We start from the raw sequence: 15,272 nt of genomic DNA on the forward strand, positions 1-15,272 counted from the left end.
ATCCGACCTCATGCTGCGCATCGCCGTCCCCAACAAGGGTTCACTGTCCGGACCTGCGTCGGCGATGCTCCATGAGGCCGGCTACCGCCAGCGCAAGGAGTCCAAGGAACTCGTCACGGTCGACCCGGGCAACGAGGTGGAGTTCTTCTACCTGCGCCCCAAGGACATCGCGATCTACGTGGCCTCGGGCAAGCTCGACATCGGCCTCACCGGCCAGGACCTCCTGATCGACTCGGGGGCCAACGCCGAGGCGATCCTGCCGCTCGGCTTCGCCCGCTCCACCTTCCGCTTCGCCTCCCGGCCCGGCGCCGTCAAGGACCTCGCCGACCTCGCGGGCCGGACGATCGCCACCTCCTACGAGGGCATCGTCGGCAAGTACCTCGCCGAGCACGGCGTGGAGGCCTCCGTCGTGCACCTCGACGGCGCCGTGGAGACCGCGATCGAACTCGGCGTCGCCGACGCCATCGCCGACGTCGTCGAGACCGGCACCTCGCTGCGCAACGCGGGCCTGGAGGTCTTCGGCGACCCGATCATGACGTCCGAGGCGTGCGTGATCCGCCGCGCGGGCGAGGGCGCGGGCGAGGAGAACGAGCCCAAGGTCCAGCAGTTCCTGCGCCGCCTCCAGGGCGTCCTCGTCGCCCGTACGTACGTGATGATGGACTACGACTGCCGCGCCGAGCACCTGGAGCGGGCCGTCGCCCTCACCCCGGGCCTGGAGTCGCCGACCGTCTCCCCGCTGCACAACGAGGGCTGGGTCGCCGTGCGCGCCATGGTCCCCGCCAAGGACGCGCAGCGCATCATGGACGACCTGTACGCCCTGGGCGCGCGGGCCATCCTCACCACGGCCATCCACGCCTGCCGGCTCTGAGGACCGCGAGCATGCCCGACCCCGTACCCCTTCCCGTCACCTTCCGGCCCGGTGGCACCCGCGTCGTCCTGCACGTGCTCGGCGCGGCCTGCTTCGTCGTGATCACCGCCATCGCGCTGGTCCTGGACACGATGAGTCCGGCGGAGAAGGTCAGCTTCGTCTTCACCGCGGCCCTCTTCTGGGGCGTGCTCGGGCTGCTCGCGCGGCCCAGGATCGTCGCCGACGAGGACGGGGTCACCGTCGTCAACATCGCGCGCAGCCGCCGCCTCGCCTGGGCGGAGATCGTCCAGGTCAACCTGCGGCCCGGCGACCCCTGGGTGTTCCTGAACCTGACCGACGGCACCAGCCTCGCCGCGATGGGCATCCAGCCCGGCATCGCCCGGCAGAGCGCCATCCGCGACGCCAGGGCGCTGCGCGCCCTGAGTGAGGCCCGCACCGCGGTCCAGGACTGACCCGGGGCCCCGGCCCCTGACGCCCGCGCCCCCGCCTCACTTAATCTGGTGGCGGGGCGCGCACCATCAGCCGCCCCGCCCCTGACGCGCCCGGACGGGCGGCCAGGGGCTCCTGCTAACCAAGGAGTGACTCCCTCCAGCGATGGACGGATCGTCCGGCAGTACCTGCGCCGCCCCCACCCGACATAGCGCGCCCCGCGCGCGCACGTCCTCCCAGGCGGCGGCATGACCATCCCGTTGCTGCTCCTCGCGGCAGCCTTCCTCCTGATCCTCGCCAACGGATTCTTCGTGGCCGCCGAGTTCGGGCTCGTCACCGTCGAGCGGCAGGACGCCCAGCAGGCCGCGGACGCCGGCGACAAGCGCGCCCGCACCGTCGTGGCCGCCCTCAAGGAACTCTCCTTCCAGCTCTCCGGCACCCAGCTCGGCATCACCATCACCTCCCTGGTCGTCGGCATGCTCGCCGAACCGGCCCTCGCCGAGCTGCTGCGCGGCCCCTTCACCGCCGTCGGCATTCCCGAGGGCGCCGCGCGCGGCATCGCCGTCGTCGTGGGCATGCTGCTGGCCGCCGCCGTGCAGATGGTGGTCGGCGAACTGGTCCCGAAGAACTGGGCGGTCTCCCGGCCGCTCCAGGTGGCCCGGTTCGTGGCGGGCCCCCAGCACACCTTCGCCCGCCTCTTCCGGCCGGTCATCGCCCTGCTCAACACGGTGGCGAACCGCCTCGTGCGGCTGCTCGGCGTCGAACCCGCCGACGAGCTGGCCTCGGCCCGCACCCCCGGCGAGCTGGTCTCGCTGGCCCGCCACTCCGCGCAGGCGGGCGCCCTCGAACAGGACACCGCCGACCTCTTCGTGCGCACGCTCTCCCTCGGGGAGCTGACCGCGCAGCACGTCATGACGCCGCGCGTGAAGGTCAGCGCCCTGCAGGCCTCGGCGACCGCCGAGGACGTGGTCAACCTCACCCGCGCCACCGGCCTGTCCCGCTTCCCGGTCTACCGGGAGCGGATCGACGAGGTCATCGGCATGGTCCACCTCAAGGACGCCCTCGCGGTGTCGGCGCACGAGCGGCTGCGCACGCCCGTCGTCCGCATCGCGCAGGCCCCGCTCCTGGTCCCCGAGACCCTCCCCGTCCAGCCGCTCCTCGCGCGCCTGCGCAGCGAGCAGCCCATCGCCGTCGTCGTCGACGAGTACGGCGGCACGGCCGGGGTCGTCACCCTGGAGGACATCGTGGAGGAGCTCGTCGGGGAGGTGCGCGACGAGCACGACCGGCTGGGCCTGCCCGAACTGGCGGCGGCGCCGCCCGAGGAGGGCAGGCCCGCCTGGGACGCCGACGGCAGCTGCCGCGTCGACGTCCTGCGCCGGATAGGGCTCGACGTCCCCGAAGGCCCCTACGAGACGGTGGCCGGCCTGGTCGCCGACCTCCTGGGCCGCATCCCCGCCCCCGGCGACCGGGCCGAGCTGCCCGGCTGGCGGCTCGCCGTGCGCCAGGTCGACCACTACCGGGCCGCGCGGGTGCGCATCGTCCGTACGGCCGACGCCCCGCAGTCCCTGTTCGAGGCGGTCCGATGAGCGCGCTGCAACTGTTCTTCGCGATCCTGCTCGTCCTGGCCAACGGCTTCTTCGTCGGGGCGGAGTTCGCCCTGGTCTCGGTGCGCCGCAGCCAGATCGAGCCGCTGCCCGGCAAGCGGGCCCGCCAGGTCCTGTACGGCCTGGAGCACCTGCCGCAGATGATGGCGGCCGCCCAGTTCGGCATCACCGTCTGCTCGCTGACGCTGGGCGCGGTGGCCGAGCCGACGGTGGCGCGGCTCCTGGAACCCGTCTTCGAGGCGGTCCACGTGCCGCACGGGATGATCCACCCGCTCGGCTACGTCATCGCCCTTGCGGCGGTGGTCTCCCTGCACCTCGTCATCGGTGAGATGGTGCCGAAGAACCTGGCGATGGCGGCCCCGGAGAAGACCGCGCTCTGGTTCAGCCCGGGCCTCGTCGCCTTCGCGCGGCTGTGCAAGCCGGTCACCTTCGCCCTCGGCGCCTGCGCCCGCCTGGTCCTCAGGGCCTTCCGGGTCGAGCCCAAGGACGAGGTCGAGGCGGTCTTCACCAGCGAGCAGCTCAACCGCCTGGTGGAGGACTCCGGACAGGCGGGCCTGCTCGCCCCGGAGGAGCAGGAGCGCCTGGAGGACGCCCTGGAGCTGGGTTCCCGCCCGGTCACCGACGTCCTGCTGAACCGCTCCGACCTCGTCACGGTCGGCCCCTCGGTCACCCCGGCGCAGATCATCGCGCTGACGGCCCGTACCGGCTTCTCCCGGTTCCCGGTCTGCGCGGACGGCGGCGCCTTCATGGGCTACCTGCACGTCAAGGACGTCCTCGACCTGATCGAGGGGCCGGGCACGGACCGCGCCGTGCCGCAGCAGGTCTGGCGGCCGATGACGACCCTGCGGGCCGAACTGCCCCTGGACGACGCCCTGACGGTCATGCGCCGGGCCGCCACCCACCTGGCGCAGGTCGCCGACGCCGCGGGCCGGGTCCTCGGCCTGGTCGCCCTGGAGGACGTGCTGGAGCTGCTGGTCGGCGAGGTGCGCGACCCGGCACACCGGGACGAACCGCAGGTCCCGGGCGCCCGGGAGAAACAGGGGGCGCTCACGTAGGCGCGCGGGGCCCCTCCGCCGCGTGCTACAGCGCGGAGGGGTCCTGCGGTCCCCGCCCGGAGAGCACCTCGCCGTACGCCTGCATCAGGTCGGGCAGCCGCAGCGTGGCCAGGTCGTCCCGGGACGGCTCCGTCAGGTACCCGGTGAGCCGCAGATCCCGGTAGGCGCACGACTTCTCGTACAGCGTCCGCAGGAACCGGCCGTTGCCCAGCTCGTCGATCCACCCCTGCTCCACCACGTGCCCCGAGATGGAGCGCAGCTCGTCGAGCGCCTCCTCGTCCCACGCGTCCCCGTTCTCCGCCGCCAGCACCTCGCCGATCGAGGTGAGCTCCAGCGGACGGTACGAGGGGAAGTCGACCCGCGACGTGAAGCGCGAGGACAGGCCGGGGTTGGCCGCGAGCAGCCGGTCCATGCCCTCCGGATAGCCGGCCAGGATGACCACCAGATGGTCCCGGTTGTCCTCGGCCCGCTTCAGCAGCACCTGGAGCGCCTCGTCGCCGTACGCGTCGCCCTTGCCGTATCCGGAGTTGGACAGCGCGTACGCCTCGTCCACGAACAGCACCCCGCCCAGCGCGGAGTCGATCAGCTCGTTCGCCTTCACCGCGGTCTGGCCCAGGTACTCGCCGACCAGGTCCGCGCGCTGCGCCTCCACCAGGTGGTCCCCGCCGAGCAGACCCAGGGCGTAGAAGACGCGGCCGAGGATCCGGGCCACCGTCGTCTTGCCGGTGCCCGAGGGACCGGAGAAGACGAAGTGGCGCTTGGGCGGCTGGACCGGCAGCCCCTGCCCCGCGCGCAACCGTGCCATGTTGAGCTGCGCCGAGAGCGCCTTGACCTGGCGCTTGACCGGCTCCAGGCCGACCATCAGCTCCAGCTCGGAAAGCGCCTCCTCCAGCAGCACCGGGTCGGCGGGGCCCGCCGGCAGCGGCACCTCGACCGGCACCACCGCCTTCTCCCGCACCATGTCGGGGTCCCCGGCGGCCGGGCCGCCCGGCGGCGGCAGATCGGGCTCGGTGACCTTCAGACCGAGGCCGTCACCCGCGTACAGCGGCTCCACCGACTCCCCGCCGTCCGGCGCGTCCTGATACCCCGTCAGGGTGACCGGGGCGAGGTCGGGGCCGTCCGCGAAGTCCCCGTACCCGTCGCCCTCGGAGATCGCCGCGAGCCGCGCCGATGTGTCCATGAACGCGGGATCGACCCGGTGCACCGCCCGGTACAGCGGCATCGCGGCCGCCGACCTGCCGGTGCCCTCGTGCGCCCGGGCCAGCCAGTACCGCAGCTCCTTGCGCTGCGGCTGCTCGCTGCGGCAGCGCATCAGGGCCGAGGAGAGCAGCGGCTCCGCCTGCCCGTACATCTCCAGGCGCACCCGCGCCATCCCGCCGAACAGGCCCGCCTCGATGCCGAGCATCGGATCGTCGATCAACGAGTCGGTCTGCCGCACCAGTTGGTCCCAGTCCTTGACCAGGTACGCCCGGCAGGCGTGCAGGAAGCGCACCTGCGGATCGGCCTCGGCCGGCGGCAGCGTCGCGAGCGCCCGGTCCAGCTCCGGCACATGGCGCCCGTCCAGCCAGTGCGAGGCGTGCGCGAGGAGTAGGTCGCGCGGGTGCTCAAGCACCGGCTGCACCCACCAGCCCAGCCAGTACCAGGAGTTGAGGGTGCGGCGATGGCGCGTGCGCTGCTCGCCGAACCGGTCGCGGTGGCGGAACATCCGCAGCAGCGCCGTCGTCGTGTCGATGCGCAGCGCGTGCAGCCCGAGCCAGCCGTCGGCCATCCCCGGGTCCATCCGCACGGCGGCCCGGAACTCCTCCTCCGCCTGCGGGTACGCGCCCATCGTGTACGCGTCCACGCCCCGCAGCCAGGCGAGGTCGGCCGGGCCCGTCGGCGCGCCGGTGCCGAAGTCCATCACGTCCCCCACAAGCCGTGCCCCCGATGAACCGCTCTGTCATGGACGGGAGTTGTCGCGATGCGGACAGCGAGCCGTCCTTGGCCGCACCGAAGGCATCGTACCCGCGGGGACCTGGTCGGCCGTAGGGCGCGACGGGGCCGGATCGCCGCGCGGGGGGCACACGGCCGGGGACCGCGCGCGGGGGAGTCCGGCCCGATTCGGTGACCCAGGGTGAACGACGAGCGTCCCTGAGCGGCCGTGAAGGGGTGCCGTGGGCAGAACGAAGCCCCCGATCACGGGGGAACAACCGGGGGCTTCGCGTCTGCGGGCGGCCCCGAAAGACCGCACATTGAGAACGTAAGACCTGTACGGCCCCCCGGTCAAGCAGAGTTGAGGCACTCGGGGAAAGTGGCGGAAGGCCGTTCGGACGCGGTCAGCGCACCGCTGGCGGTTCCTCACTTTGAGTGACATTCGAGGGGGCGCGCGGAGTTCCGCCGGGCCCCTCACGCATCTCGTACCCCAGGGGGCACTCCCGTACCAATGTGTCGGCGAAGGGCCGGGACGGGTCCCGCGTGAAGTGCTCGCGCTCCGCCGGGATCCAGCCGTCCCAGAACTCCCGCTGGGCCGCGCCGTCCCGGGCCCGGCCGCGCGCCCACGCCGTCTCCTGCGCCAGCTCCATCCACAGCAGCCCCGCCAGCCGGGGGCGCAGCGCGCGGCGGCCCGCGCCCACCCCCTCGACGAGCACCACGTCCGTGGGCGGCAGCGGGCGCGGGGCACCGAAGCGGCGCGCGTGCCAGTCGTAGACCGCGTAGTGCGCCACCTCGCCCCGGGCGAGCGGTTCCAGCACCTGCGCGCGCAGCCGGCCGGTCCAGCCGAAGAGGGCGTCGTGGCTGGCGAGGTCGTCGAGCCGGAGCACGGGCGCCCCGCCGAGCGCCTCGGCGAGCCGCGCGGCGAACGTCGACTTCCCGGACCCCGCGTGCCCGTCGACGCCGACGAGGCGCACGGGCCCGCAGGAGGCGGGCAGCCGGCGCACCCGGTCGGCGTACCGGTCGAGGGGGACGTGCTGAAAGGTCACGGCGGCAAGGGTACGCCGGGCCGCGCCGGGGTTTCGGGCACGCCGCCGCAGGTCATTCCAGTGGTGGAGACCAATATTGGTGGCGCGTCGGGCCCCGGAAAGCTGGTGGAAATCCTGTCCCTGCGGCCATAGTTGGCCCACCGCACCGCCCGGCCGGGTTCGGCCGTCCGCACCGTCCACCGCTCCGTCGACTGGGGGATCCACCCGATGACCCGATCCGCTCCGGACTCCGGTCCGGCCCGCAGAACCCTGCTCGCCGCCGCCGCGGGCGCCGCGCTCGCCGCCACCACGGCCGCCGCGGGCGCCGCGCACGCCGCGGCAGGCCCGGCCGCCCCGCGCGCGAAGGCCCCGGCCCGCCCCGTGGACAACCGCACCTGGACGACGCAGGCCGACTGGCGCTCCGGCACCGGCAAGGGGACCCGCGTCGTCGCGGGCGCCCGCCCCGGCGTGACCCTGGCCAAGGCCGCCGGCCGCACCACGTACACCGACCCGCACCTGAACAGGACCGCGCAGTGGGAGTACGCCGAGTGGCTCTCGCCCGAACACCGCCTGCGCGTACCCGCCACCGAGGTCATCGCCTCGTGGAACGCGCACACCCCGCCCGGCACCTGGATCCAGGTGGAGCTGCGCGGCACGTACACCGACGGGACCCGTACGCCCTGGTACGTGATGGGCCGCTGGACGGCCGGGGACGACGAGCACGTCGACATCCGCCGGACCTCCGTGGACGACCAGAGCGACGGGAAGTCCAGCATCTGGACCGACACGTTCTCGATCGACGACGCGGCCTCGGGCCTGCGGCTGGTCGCCTACGGCCTGCGCCTGCGGCTGCTGCGCGCCCCCGGCGCCAAGGCCGCGCCGACCGTGTGGCGGCTCGGCGCGATGGGCTCGGACGTGCCGGACCGCTTCACCGTCCCGGCCTCCACCCCCGGCCTCGCCAAGGAGCTGCCGGTACCGCGCTACTCGCAGAACATCCACTCCGGCCAGTACCCCGAGTACGACAACGGCGGCGAGGCCTGGTGCAGTCCCACCTCCTCGCAGATGATCATCGAGTACTGGGGCCGCAGGCCCACGGCCCAGCAGCTGTCCTGGGTCGACCCGTCCTACGCCGACCCCCAGGTCTGCCACGCGGCCCGGTTCACCTACGACTACCAGTACGAGGGCTGCGGCAACTGGCCCTTCAACGCGGCGTACGCGGCGACCTACAAGGACCTGCAGGGGGTCGTCACGCGGCTGTCCTCGCTGGGTGACCTGGAGACCCTGATCGCGGCCGGCATCCCGGCCATAACGTCCCAGTCGTTCCTCAAGGAGGAGCTGACCGGCGCGGGCTACGGCACCTCCGGCCACCTCATGACGGTGATCGGCTTCACCGCCGAGGGCGACGTGATCGCCAACGACCCGGCGTCGCCGAGCGACGCGGCGGTGCGCCGCGTCTACAAGCGGGCCGAGTGGGAGACGATCTGGCTGCGCACGAAGCGCCGCAACGCCTCGGGCAGCGTCGTCTCCGGCACCGGCGGCGTCTGCTACCTGTACTTCCCGGCCCACCCGACCCCGCAGCAGCGCAAGGCGCTGGCGGCGGTGGGCGTGCGCTGACCGGCACCGCCGCGCGGCCCCTCCCGCCCGGAGGGGCCGCGGGCGCGGTCCGGGGCGCGCCGCTCGCCGGACGGGGTGCGTGACCAACGTCTCGGCCGCGGAGCGGCATTCCGGTGGCAAGGTGGTAGGGGCGCCAGGAGGGGACCCAGGACCGTCACGGCGGCCCGTGGCGCCGGGGACGTCACGACCACCCCATGACCCCAGTGAGTGAGACACCCATGACCGCAAGTTCCGTGGCCAGTCAGGCTTCCGCCGCCCCGCGTGCCCGCACCGGCGGCCCGCAGGAGGACGGCCCGAAGATCCTCGAACACCTGATGGGCTGGGCCCTCGTGGTGGTGCTGGCGATGCTCGTCACCCAGACCGGCCTGATGTGAGCCGAGCCACCCCTGTCACGCACGCCCGAGGGGCGGGACCCGGACGACCGGGCCCCGCCCCTCGGGCGTACAGGAGCAGGCGGTCGGCTCAACCGACGGCCTTGATCAGCTCGCCGCTCGCCGTGTCACCGGACAGCTCCCAGAGGAAGGTGCCGCCCAGGCCCTGCTGGTTCTTGTACGCCATCTTCCCGGCGATGGTGGCCGGGGTGTCGTAGCTCCACCAGTCGGTGCCGCAGTGCGCGTAGGCGGTGCCGCCGACCGTGCCCGTGGCGGGGCACTTGGTCTTCAGCTCCTTGTAGTCGTCGATGCCCGGCTCGTACTTGCCCGCGGCGGGGCCGGTCGCCGTGCCGCCCGGCGCGTCCTGCGTGACGCCGGTCCAGCCGCGTCCGTAGAAGCCGATGCCGAGCAGCAGCTTCGACGCGGGTACGCCCGCGGCCTTCAGCTTGGCGATGGTGGCGTCGGTGTTGTAGCCGTCCTTCGGGATGCCGTCGTACGCCGTCAGCGGTGAGTGCGGGGCGGTCGGCCCCTGGGCGTCCCACGCGCCGAAGTAGTCGTACGTCATCGGGTTGTACCAGTCGACGTACTGGGCGGCGCCCGCGTAGTCGGTGGCGTCCAGCTTGCCGCCCTCGGAGGCGTCGGCCGGGATGGCGGAGGTGATCAGGTAGCTGCCGCCGAACTTCGCGCGCAGCGCCGCCATCAGGTTCTTGTACGCGTCGCGCCCGTTGGTGTCGCAGGTCAGCCCGCAGGCGTTGGGGTACTCCCAGTCGATGTCGATGCCGTCGAAGACGTCGGCCCACTTGGAGTTCTCGACCAGGTCGTAGCAGGACTGGGCGAACGCGGCCGGGTTCTTCGCCGCCTCCGTGAACCCGCCGGACCAGGTCCAGCCGCCGAAGGACCACAGGATCTTGAGGTCCGGGTGCTTCTTCTTCAGCTTGAGCAGCTGGTTGAAGTTGCCGCGCAGCGGCTGGTCCCAGGTGTCGGCGACGCCGTCCACGGACTGGTCGGCGGTGTACGCCTTGTCGGTCGCGGCGTAGGAGTCGCCCATGGCGCACTTGCCGCCCTGGACGTTGCCGAACGAGTAGTTGATGTGCGTGAGCTTGTCGGCGGAGCCGGACGTCTCGACGTTCTTGACGTGGTAGTTCCGGTCGTAGACACCCCACTCGGTGAAGTATCCGACGACCTTCGAGCCGGCGGCGGCCTGCCGGCTGCCGGTGTCCGTCTGGGCGCTCGCGGTGCCGGCGGAGGCGAGCAGTCCCGCGCCGAGCACGGCGCAGCACGCGGCGGCGGCGAGGGAGGTGAGGCGCGTGTGGGGGAGGTGCGGTCTGAGCATCGTGTCTCCTCGTGGGGGAGGGAGGACATGGGGGGAGGTGGTGCCGTGGACCTGCGTGAGCACGACGCCGCGCGCCTGCCGGAATGACATGAACGCGGTAAGTCGTTGAACGGAACAGTAGGAGGACTAGACCAGTGGGTCAATGGTCCGAACCAATTCCCGTGCGCGCGCCGACGCGGCGCCCGTCGTCCGAAAAAGCTGGAGTAAGCGGTCGTTAACTGGTGACGCGGAGCCCTTTCTCGGGAATACTCGACACGCCGCAGCCGCTGGTCAGGCCCTTCCGAGACCCGGAAGGGCAGCATCGGCCCGGTAGTGACCACCCGGCGACGCCGCCCCACCCCGCGCGCGTGGCCGCCGTGCCCGACCAGGAGGAGAGCGTCGCCATGCCGGAGCCAGGAGTCGAGCGTCAGCTGCCGACGGACGAGGCCAGGGACCTGCTCGCGCTGGTCCGCGACATCGCGCGGCGGGAGATCGCCCCGAGCGCCTCCGAGGGGGAGGCGGCGAGCCGCTTCCCGCGCCCGGCCTTCACCCTGCTCTCCTCGTCGGGACTGCTCGGACTGCCCTACGAAGCCGAGTTCGGCGGCGGCAACCAGCCCTACGAGGTCTACCTCCAGGTCCTCGAAGAGCTCGCGGCCGCGCGGCTGACGGTCGGTCTCGGGGTGAGCGTGCACTCGCTGTCCTGCCACGCCCTGGCCAACTTCGGCACCAAGCAGCAGCGTGCGGAGCACCTGCCCGCCATGCTCGGCGGCGGCCTGCTCGGCGCCTACTGCCTCTCCGAACCGTCCTCCGGTTCGGACGCCGCGTCCTTGCGCACGAAGGCGGTGCGCGACGGCGACAGCTGGGTGCTCACCGGGACCAAGGCCTGGATCACGCACGGCGGCGTCGCCGACTTCTACACGGTGCTGGCCCGCAGCGGCGGCGAAGGAGCGCACGGCATCACGGCGTTCCTGGTCCCCGGGGACGCCGAGGGGCTGAGCGCGGCGGTGCCGGAGAAGAAGATGGGGATGAACGGATCGCCCACCGCGCAGGTCCACTTCGACGGCGTCCGGGTGAGCGACGCGCGCCGCGTCGGCGACGAGGGGCAGGGCTTCCAGATCGCCCTCTCCGCCCTCGACTCGGGCCGGCTCGGCATCGCCGCCTGCGCGATCGGCGTGGCGCAGGCGGCGCTGGACGAGGCGGTGGCGTACGCGAAGGAGCGCAGCCAGTTCGGGCGGCCGGTCGCCGACTTCCAGGGCATGCGGTTCCTGCTCGCGGACATGGCGACGCAGATCGAGGCGGGCCGGGCGCTGTACCTGTCGGCGGCCCGGCTGCGGGACGCCGGCCGGCCCTTCTCCAAGCAGGCCGCCATGGCGAAGCTGCTGTGCACGGACGCGGCGATGAAGGTCACCACGGACGCGGTGCAGGTCTTCGGCGGCTACGGCTACACCGCCGACTTCCCCGTCGAGCGTTACATGCGCGAGGCGAAGGTGCTCCAGATCGTCGAGGGCACCAATCAGATCCAGCGCATGGTCATCGCCCGTCACCTCGCGGGTCCGGAGTCCCGCTGAACTGCCCGGTGCGCACGATGGGCGCCACGAGCCGCACCCACTCGGGGTCGTGGCGCCCCGGCAGGGTCCGGCCGCCCTCGGCCCAGGCGGCGAGCAGGGCCCGGTAGAGGGGCGGGTCCGGCACGGGCGCCTGCGGGGCGGGCGGCGACTGGTGCGCCGCGTGTGCCGGGTGCGGTGCGTGGGGCTGGTACGCCTGGGGTGCCTGCTGGAAGCCCTGGGGCGGCGGGAACCCCTGATACGACGGGAAGCTCTGCTGCGGCTGCCGAACCGATTCTGCGGGGACAGGGACGAGGCCGCGCCTGCGACGGCCGGTGGGTGCGGAGGCCGGAGTCTGCGTCGAGGTCATGCCCGAGCAACGGACCGGGGCCGGGGCAGGTCACCGATCGGCGTAATCGGCCGTGAGTTCGCGGCCTCACCGCGTGCGCGCGGGAGAGGGGCGAGGCGGGCTCCGCGGGGTCGCGCATCTGGCCACCGCGGCCGGTCTGACGTACCGTCAGTTCTCCTGCCGGGCCGCGCCCGCCGTCCCGGTCGACGTCGACTGCCCCACGTTCCGGGAGGGATGCCGTGGCCGAGGACGACCGACCCGTCGCGTTAGACGAGTATCCGGTGCACCAGGCGCCCCTGTCGATGAAGCACGTCGTCACCGGCGACCGGAACGCCTACGACCGGTGCATCTTCCATCTCTTCGACACCGAGGGCGAGTTCCTCCTCATCCTGGGCCTCGGTGTCTACCCCAATCTCGGGGTGATCGACGCCTACGCCACGCTGCGCACCGGATCCACCCTGCACGCCGCCCGCGCCTCCGACGCGCTGAGCGAGGAGAGCCGCACCCGGATGGAGGTCGGCCCGCTCCGGGTCCGCATCGAGCGCCCGTTGCGGGACTTCGTCCTGACCTGCGCGGCCGACCCGGACGACCCGGACGGACTGGCGTACGAGATCGCCTGGCACGCCGACTTCCCCGCGCTGTGGGAACCGCACCACACCCAGCGGCGCGGCGCCCGGCTCACGCTGGAGGGCAAGCGGTTCGTGCAGGCCGGGCGGGCCGAGGGGTGGCTGCGCGTCGGCGGCCGGGAGGTCGAGGTGCGCGGCTGGACCGGGACCCGGGACCGCAGCTGGGGTGTGCGGCCCGTACCCGGCGAGGAGGGCGGCCGGTTCGCGCAGGACCACCCCGCCGAGGGTTTCCACTGGATCTGGGCTCCGGTCCGCTTCGAGGACCGCTTCCTGATGGTCGTCGTCCAGGAGGACGCGGACGGCTTCCGCACCCTGAACGACGCGACCCTGGTCCGCCCGGGCCACCGCGACCGCCAACTGGGCTGGCCCCGCGCCGACATCGGCTACCGGCCGGGCACCCGCCACCCCGCGAGCGCGGTCGTCCACCTCACGGACCCGGCCGACGGCGCCCCGCTCGACCTGGACGTGGAGATCCTCACCTCCTCCCCACTGGCGGTCGGCGCGGGATACCCGCCGGCCGACGACTGGCAGCACGGCACCTGGCGCGGCCGCGGCTGGAGCGACCGCCGCAGCTACGACCTCTCCGACCCTGCGGCGCACCCCCTGGCCGCCTACGGAGTCATCGACCACGCCGCCCGCTTCACCCTCGACGGACAGGTGGGGCACGGCATCTTCGAGCACGGCAGCTTCGGCCGCCACGACCCGAGCGGCTTCACCGGTTTCGACTCGGTCGCGCCCGGCCGCCCGTGACCGCCCGGCAGGCCCGCGCGCACCCGGCACGGAAAGGGAGTCCGGCCATGGCCTCAAGCCCGCGCCCCCGCACCTCCACCCGCGACCCCGAGGAGATCACCCGCAGGCTCACCGCCTGGCTGGACCGGAAGCTGCCCGGCGCGCGGGCCGTGCACGTCACCGTGCCCGACTCCAACGGCATGTCCAGCGAGACCCTCCTCTTCGACCTCGACCACCCCCGGCCCCCGCTCCGCTCCTGCGCGCTGCGGCTCGCGGCGGACCCGGCCGCGTACACGGTCTTCCCGGTCTACGACATGCCGCGCCAGTACCGCACGATGCGCCTGGCCGCCGAGCGGACCGGGCTGCCGGTGCCGCGCGTGCTGTGGCTGGAGGAGGACCCGGGGCCGCTCGGCGCGCCCTTCTTCGTCATGGAACGGGTGGCGGGCCGCGTCCCGCCCGACGTCATGCCCTACACGTACGCGGGCAACTGGCTGCACGACGCCACGGACGACGAACGGGCGCGCCTGGAGGAGGAGACCCTCCGGCTGCTGGCCCGGTTGCACGACGGGGTGCCCGCGGCCGAGGCCGGGTTCCTCGCGCTGCCGGGCGAGGGCAGCCCGCTGCGCCGGCACGTCGAGGCCCAACGCGCGTACTACGCCTGGGTGGTCGACGGCCGGCCACCGTCACCGCTCATCGAGAGCGCCTTCGCGCGACTGGAGACGCTGTGGCCGAAGGAGGAGACGGACCCCGTCCTGAACTGGGGCGACGCCCGCATCGGCAACATCGTCTACGACGGCTTCACCCCGGCCGCGGTCCTCGACTGGGAGATGGCGGCGCTCGCCCCGCGCGAGGTGGACCTCGGCTGGACCATCTACCTGCACCGCTTCTTCCAGGACCTGACGGAGGGCTTCGGCCAGCGCGGCCTGCCCGGCTTCCTGCGCCGCGACCGGGTCGAGGCGCGCTACGCCGACCTCACCGGCCGGACACCGTGCGACATGGAGTTCTACACCCTGTACGCGGCGCTGCGGCACGCCGTCGTCATGCTCCGGATCGCCTACCGCCAGGTGCACTTCGGGGAGGCCGCCGTACCCGCGGACCCGGACACACTGATCCTGCACCACGGCAGTCTGCGCGCCATGGTGCAGGGCAGGTACTGGACGGGCGTGGGGTAGCTCAGGCGGCCCGGCGGCTCACCTGGAGGGGGACCTGGAGCGGACGCGAGCCGGGCCCGCCCACGTGCGAGAACGGCTGGGTGCGCCAGTCGAGCCCCTGCGGGAGCGTCAACAGCAGCGACGTGTCCTGCTCCTGAGTACCCGTCACCTCGTCCGCGGGCCGGGCCTCGGCGGCGGCGCGGCCGGTGCCCGCGCAGACCGTGAGGCCGAACGGGTTCCACGGCGAGGCGCACAGCGCGTGCTCCGGCAGGACGTCCTCGTCCGCCAGCAGCGCGATGGGCTGGGCGCAGTCCGGGCACAGCACCCGGTACATCTCGAAGGTGTCGTAGGCGTCGTACGCCTCGGCGTCGTCCGCGTCGAGGACGTCGGGTTCGACGCCCTCCGGCTGGGACGCGACGGCCGCCTGCTTGGACCGGCGCGTGGCCGTGCGTCCGGAACGCTTCGCACTCTGCATGGGAATCTCCCCCTCGGGTGGGCCGACCAGGAACCGCGGCCCCGACCAAAGCAAGCACTTCCCGCCCGGCCCGCGAGGTAACCGCTTCACCGGTGGGGACACGGCCACAAGCGTGTGGTCTTCGTCACATGGCGATTGCGGATGCCGTGCGGGCGGTATGCGTGAGGCCCCTCCCGGCCGCCGTCACCGCGTCGCTCAGGTATCCGGGG

14 protein-coding genes are annotated in these 15,272 nt (G+C 73.1%); 9 read left to right on the forward strand and 5 right to left on the reverse strand.

The features are described from left to right. Positions 1-10 precede the first annotated feature (10 nt). From hisG to ACIBW6_RS19140, 4 genes are all read left to right on the forward strand, one after another. Positions 11-868 carry an ATP phosphoribosyltransferase gene (gene hisG / locus ACIBW6_RS19125; RefSeq protein WP_399060966.1) on the forward strand — a complete coding sequence of 286 codons (858 nt, stop codon included), beginning with the start codon at positions 11-13 and terminating at the stop codon, positions 866-868. Positions 869-879: 11 nt separating this feature from the next. After that, positions 880-1,320 (forward strand): PH domain-containing protein, encoded by a 441-nt coding sequence (locus ACIBW6_RS19130; RefSeq protein WP_399060968.1) that lies wholly within the window; start codon positions 880-882, stop codon positions 1,318-1,320. Between the two features lie 225 nt (positions 1,321-1,545). Continuing rightward, the gene (locus ACIBW6_RS19135; RefSeq protein WP_399060970.1) at positions 1,546-2,883 is read left to right on the forward strand and encodes a hemolysin family protein; all 1,338 of its coding nucleotides are present in this window, start codon (positions 1,546-1,548) and stop codon (positions 2,881-2,883) included. Continuing rightward, entirely contained in the window at positions 2,880-3,956 is a 1,077-nt protein-coding gene (locus ACIBW6_RS19140; protein WP_399060972.1) for a hemolysin family protein, read from the forward strand. The genes ACIBW6_RS19135 and ACIBW6_RS19140 overlap by 4 nt, the downstream gene beginning before the upstream one ends. A 25-nt stretch (positions 3,957-3,981) precedes the next feature. On the opposite strand, the gene ACIBW6_RS19145 is transcribed toward ACIBW6_RS19140, so the two are convergent. Together ACIBW6_RS19145 and ACIBW6_RS19150 are read right to left on the reverse strand one after the other, a co-directional pair. Continuing rightward, positions 3,982-5,856: an AAA family ATPase gene (locus ACIBW6_RS19145; RefSeq protein WP_399060974.1), complete on the reverse strand. Its 1,875-nt coding sequence runs from the start codon at positions 5,854-5,856 to the stop codon at positions 3,982-3,984. 415 nt (positions 5,857-6,271) lie between these two features. Further along, positions 6,272-6,913, reverse strand: a complete 642-nt coding sequence (locus tag ACIBW6_RS19150) for a uridine kinase (protein ID WP_399060976.1) — start codon at positions 6,911-6,913, stop codon at positions 6,272-6,274. A 207-nt stretch (positions 6,914-7,120) separates the two neighbouring features. On the opposite strand from ACIBW6_RS19150, the gene ACIBW6_RS19155 reads away from it, so the two are divergent. Then, the gene (locus ACIBW6_RS19155; RefSeq protein WP_399060978.1) at positions 7,121-8,506 is read left to right on the forward strand and encodes a peptidase C39 family protein; all 1,386 of its coding nucleotides are present in this window, start codon (positions 7,121-7,123) and stop codon (positions 8,504-8,506) included. 218 nt (positions 8,507-8,724) lie between these two features. Beyond that, positions 8,725-8,880 (forward strand): SCO1431 family membrane protein, encoded by a 156-nt coding sequence (locus tag ACIBW6_RS19160; RefSeq protein WP_399060980.1) that lies wholly within the window; start codon positions 8,725-8,727, stop codon positions 8,878-8,880. An 88-nt stretch (positions 8,881-8,968) separates the two neighbouring features. Here the strand turns inward: ACIBW6_RS19160 and ACIBW6_RS19165 are convergent, their stop codons facing one another. Further along, positions 8,969-10,210 (reverse strand): glycoside hydrolase family 18 protein, encoded by a 1,242-nt coding sequence (locus ACIBW6_RS19165; RefSeq protein WP_399060982.1) that lies wholly within the window; start codon positions 10,208-10,210, stop codon positions 8,969-8,971. Between the two features lie 383 nt (positions 10,211-10,593). Here ACIBW6_RS19165 and ACIBW6_RS19170 point away from each other — a divergent pair, with 383 nt between their 5' ends. Further along, complete coding sequence (locus ACIBW6_RS19170; protein WP_399060984.1) at positions 10,594-11,757, forward strand: acyl-CoA dehydrogenase family protein; 1,164 nt, start codon at positions 10,594-10,596, stop codon at positions 11,755-11,757. Here ACIBW6_RS19170 and ACIBW6_RS19175 read toward each other — a convergent pair. Then, on the reverse strand, positions 11,720-12,103 hold the full coding sequence (locus ACIBW6_RS19175; protein WP_399060987.1) for a hypothetical protein: 384 nt from the start codon (positions 12,101-12,103) through the stop codon (positions 11,720-11,722). The genes ACIBW6_RS19170 and ACIBW6_RS19175 overlap by 38 nt on opposite strands. 281 nt (positions 12,104-12,384) lie before the next feature. Here ACIBW6_RS19175 and ACIBW6_RS19180 point away from each other — a divergent pair, with 281 nt between their 5' ends. Then, on the forward strand, positions 12,385-13,458 hold the full coding sequence (locus tag ACIBW6_RS19180) for a hypothetical protein (RefSeq protein WP_399061083.1): 1,074 nt from the start codon (positions 12,385-12,387) through the stop codon (positions 13,456-13,458). A 47-nt stretch (positions 13,459-13,505) separates the two neighbouring features. Next, complete coding sequence (locus ACIBW6_RS19185; protein ID WP_399060989.1) at positions 13,506-14,609, forward strand: phosphotransferase family protein; 1,104 nt, start codon at positions 13,506-13,508, stop codon at positions 14,607-14,609. Position 14,610: 1 nt separating this feature from the next. On the opposite strand, the gene ACIBW6_RS19190 is transcribed toward ACIBW6_RS19185, so the two are convergent. Next, positions 14,611-15,063, reverse strand: coding sequence for a hypothetical protein (locus tag ACIBW6_RS19190; protein WP_399060991.1), 453 nt, complete (start codon positions 15,061-15,063; stop codon positions 14,611-14,613). Positions 15,064-15,272: the final 209 nt, after the last annotated feature.

Origin of the sequence: Streptomyces sp. NPDC049813 (assembly GCF_044465085.1) — a bacterium.
Lineage (GTDB): Bacteria > Actinomycetota > Actinomycetes > Streptomycetales > Streptomycetaceae > Streptomyces.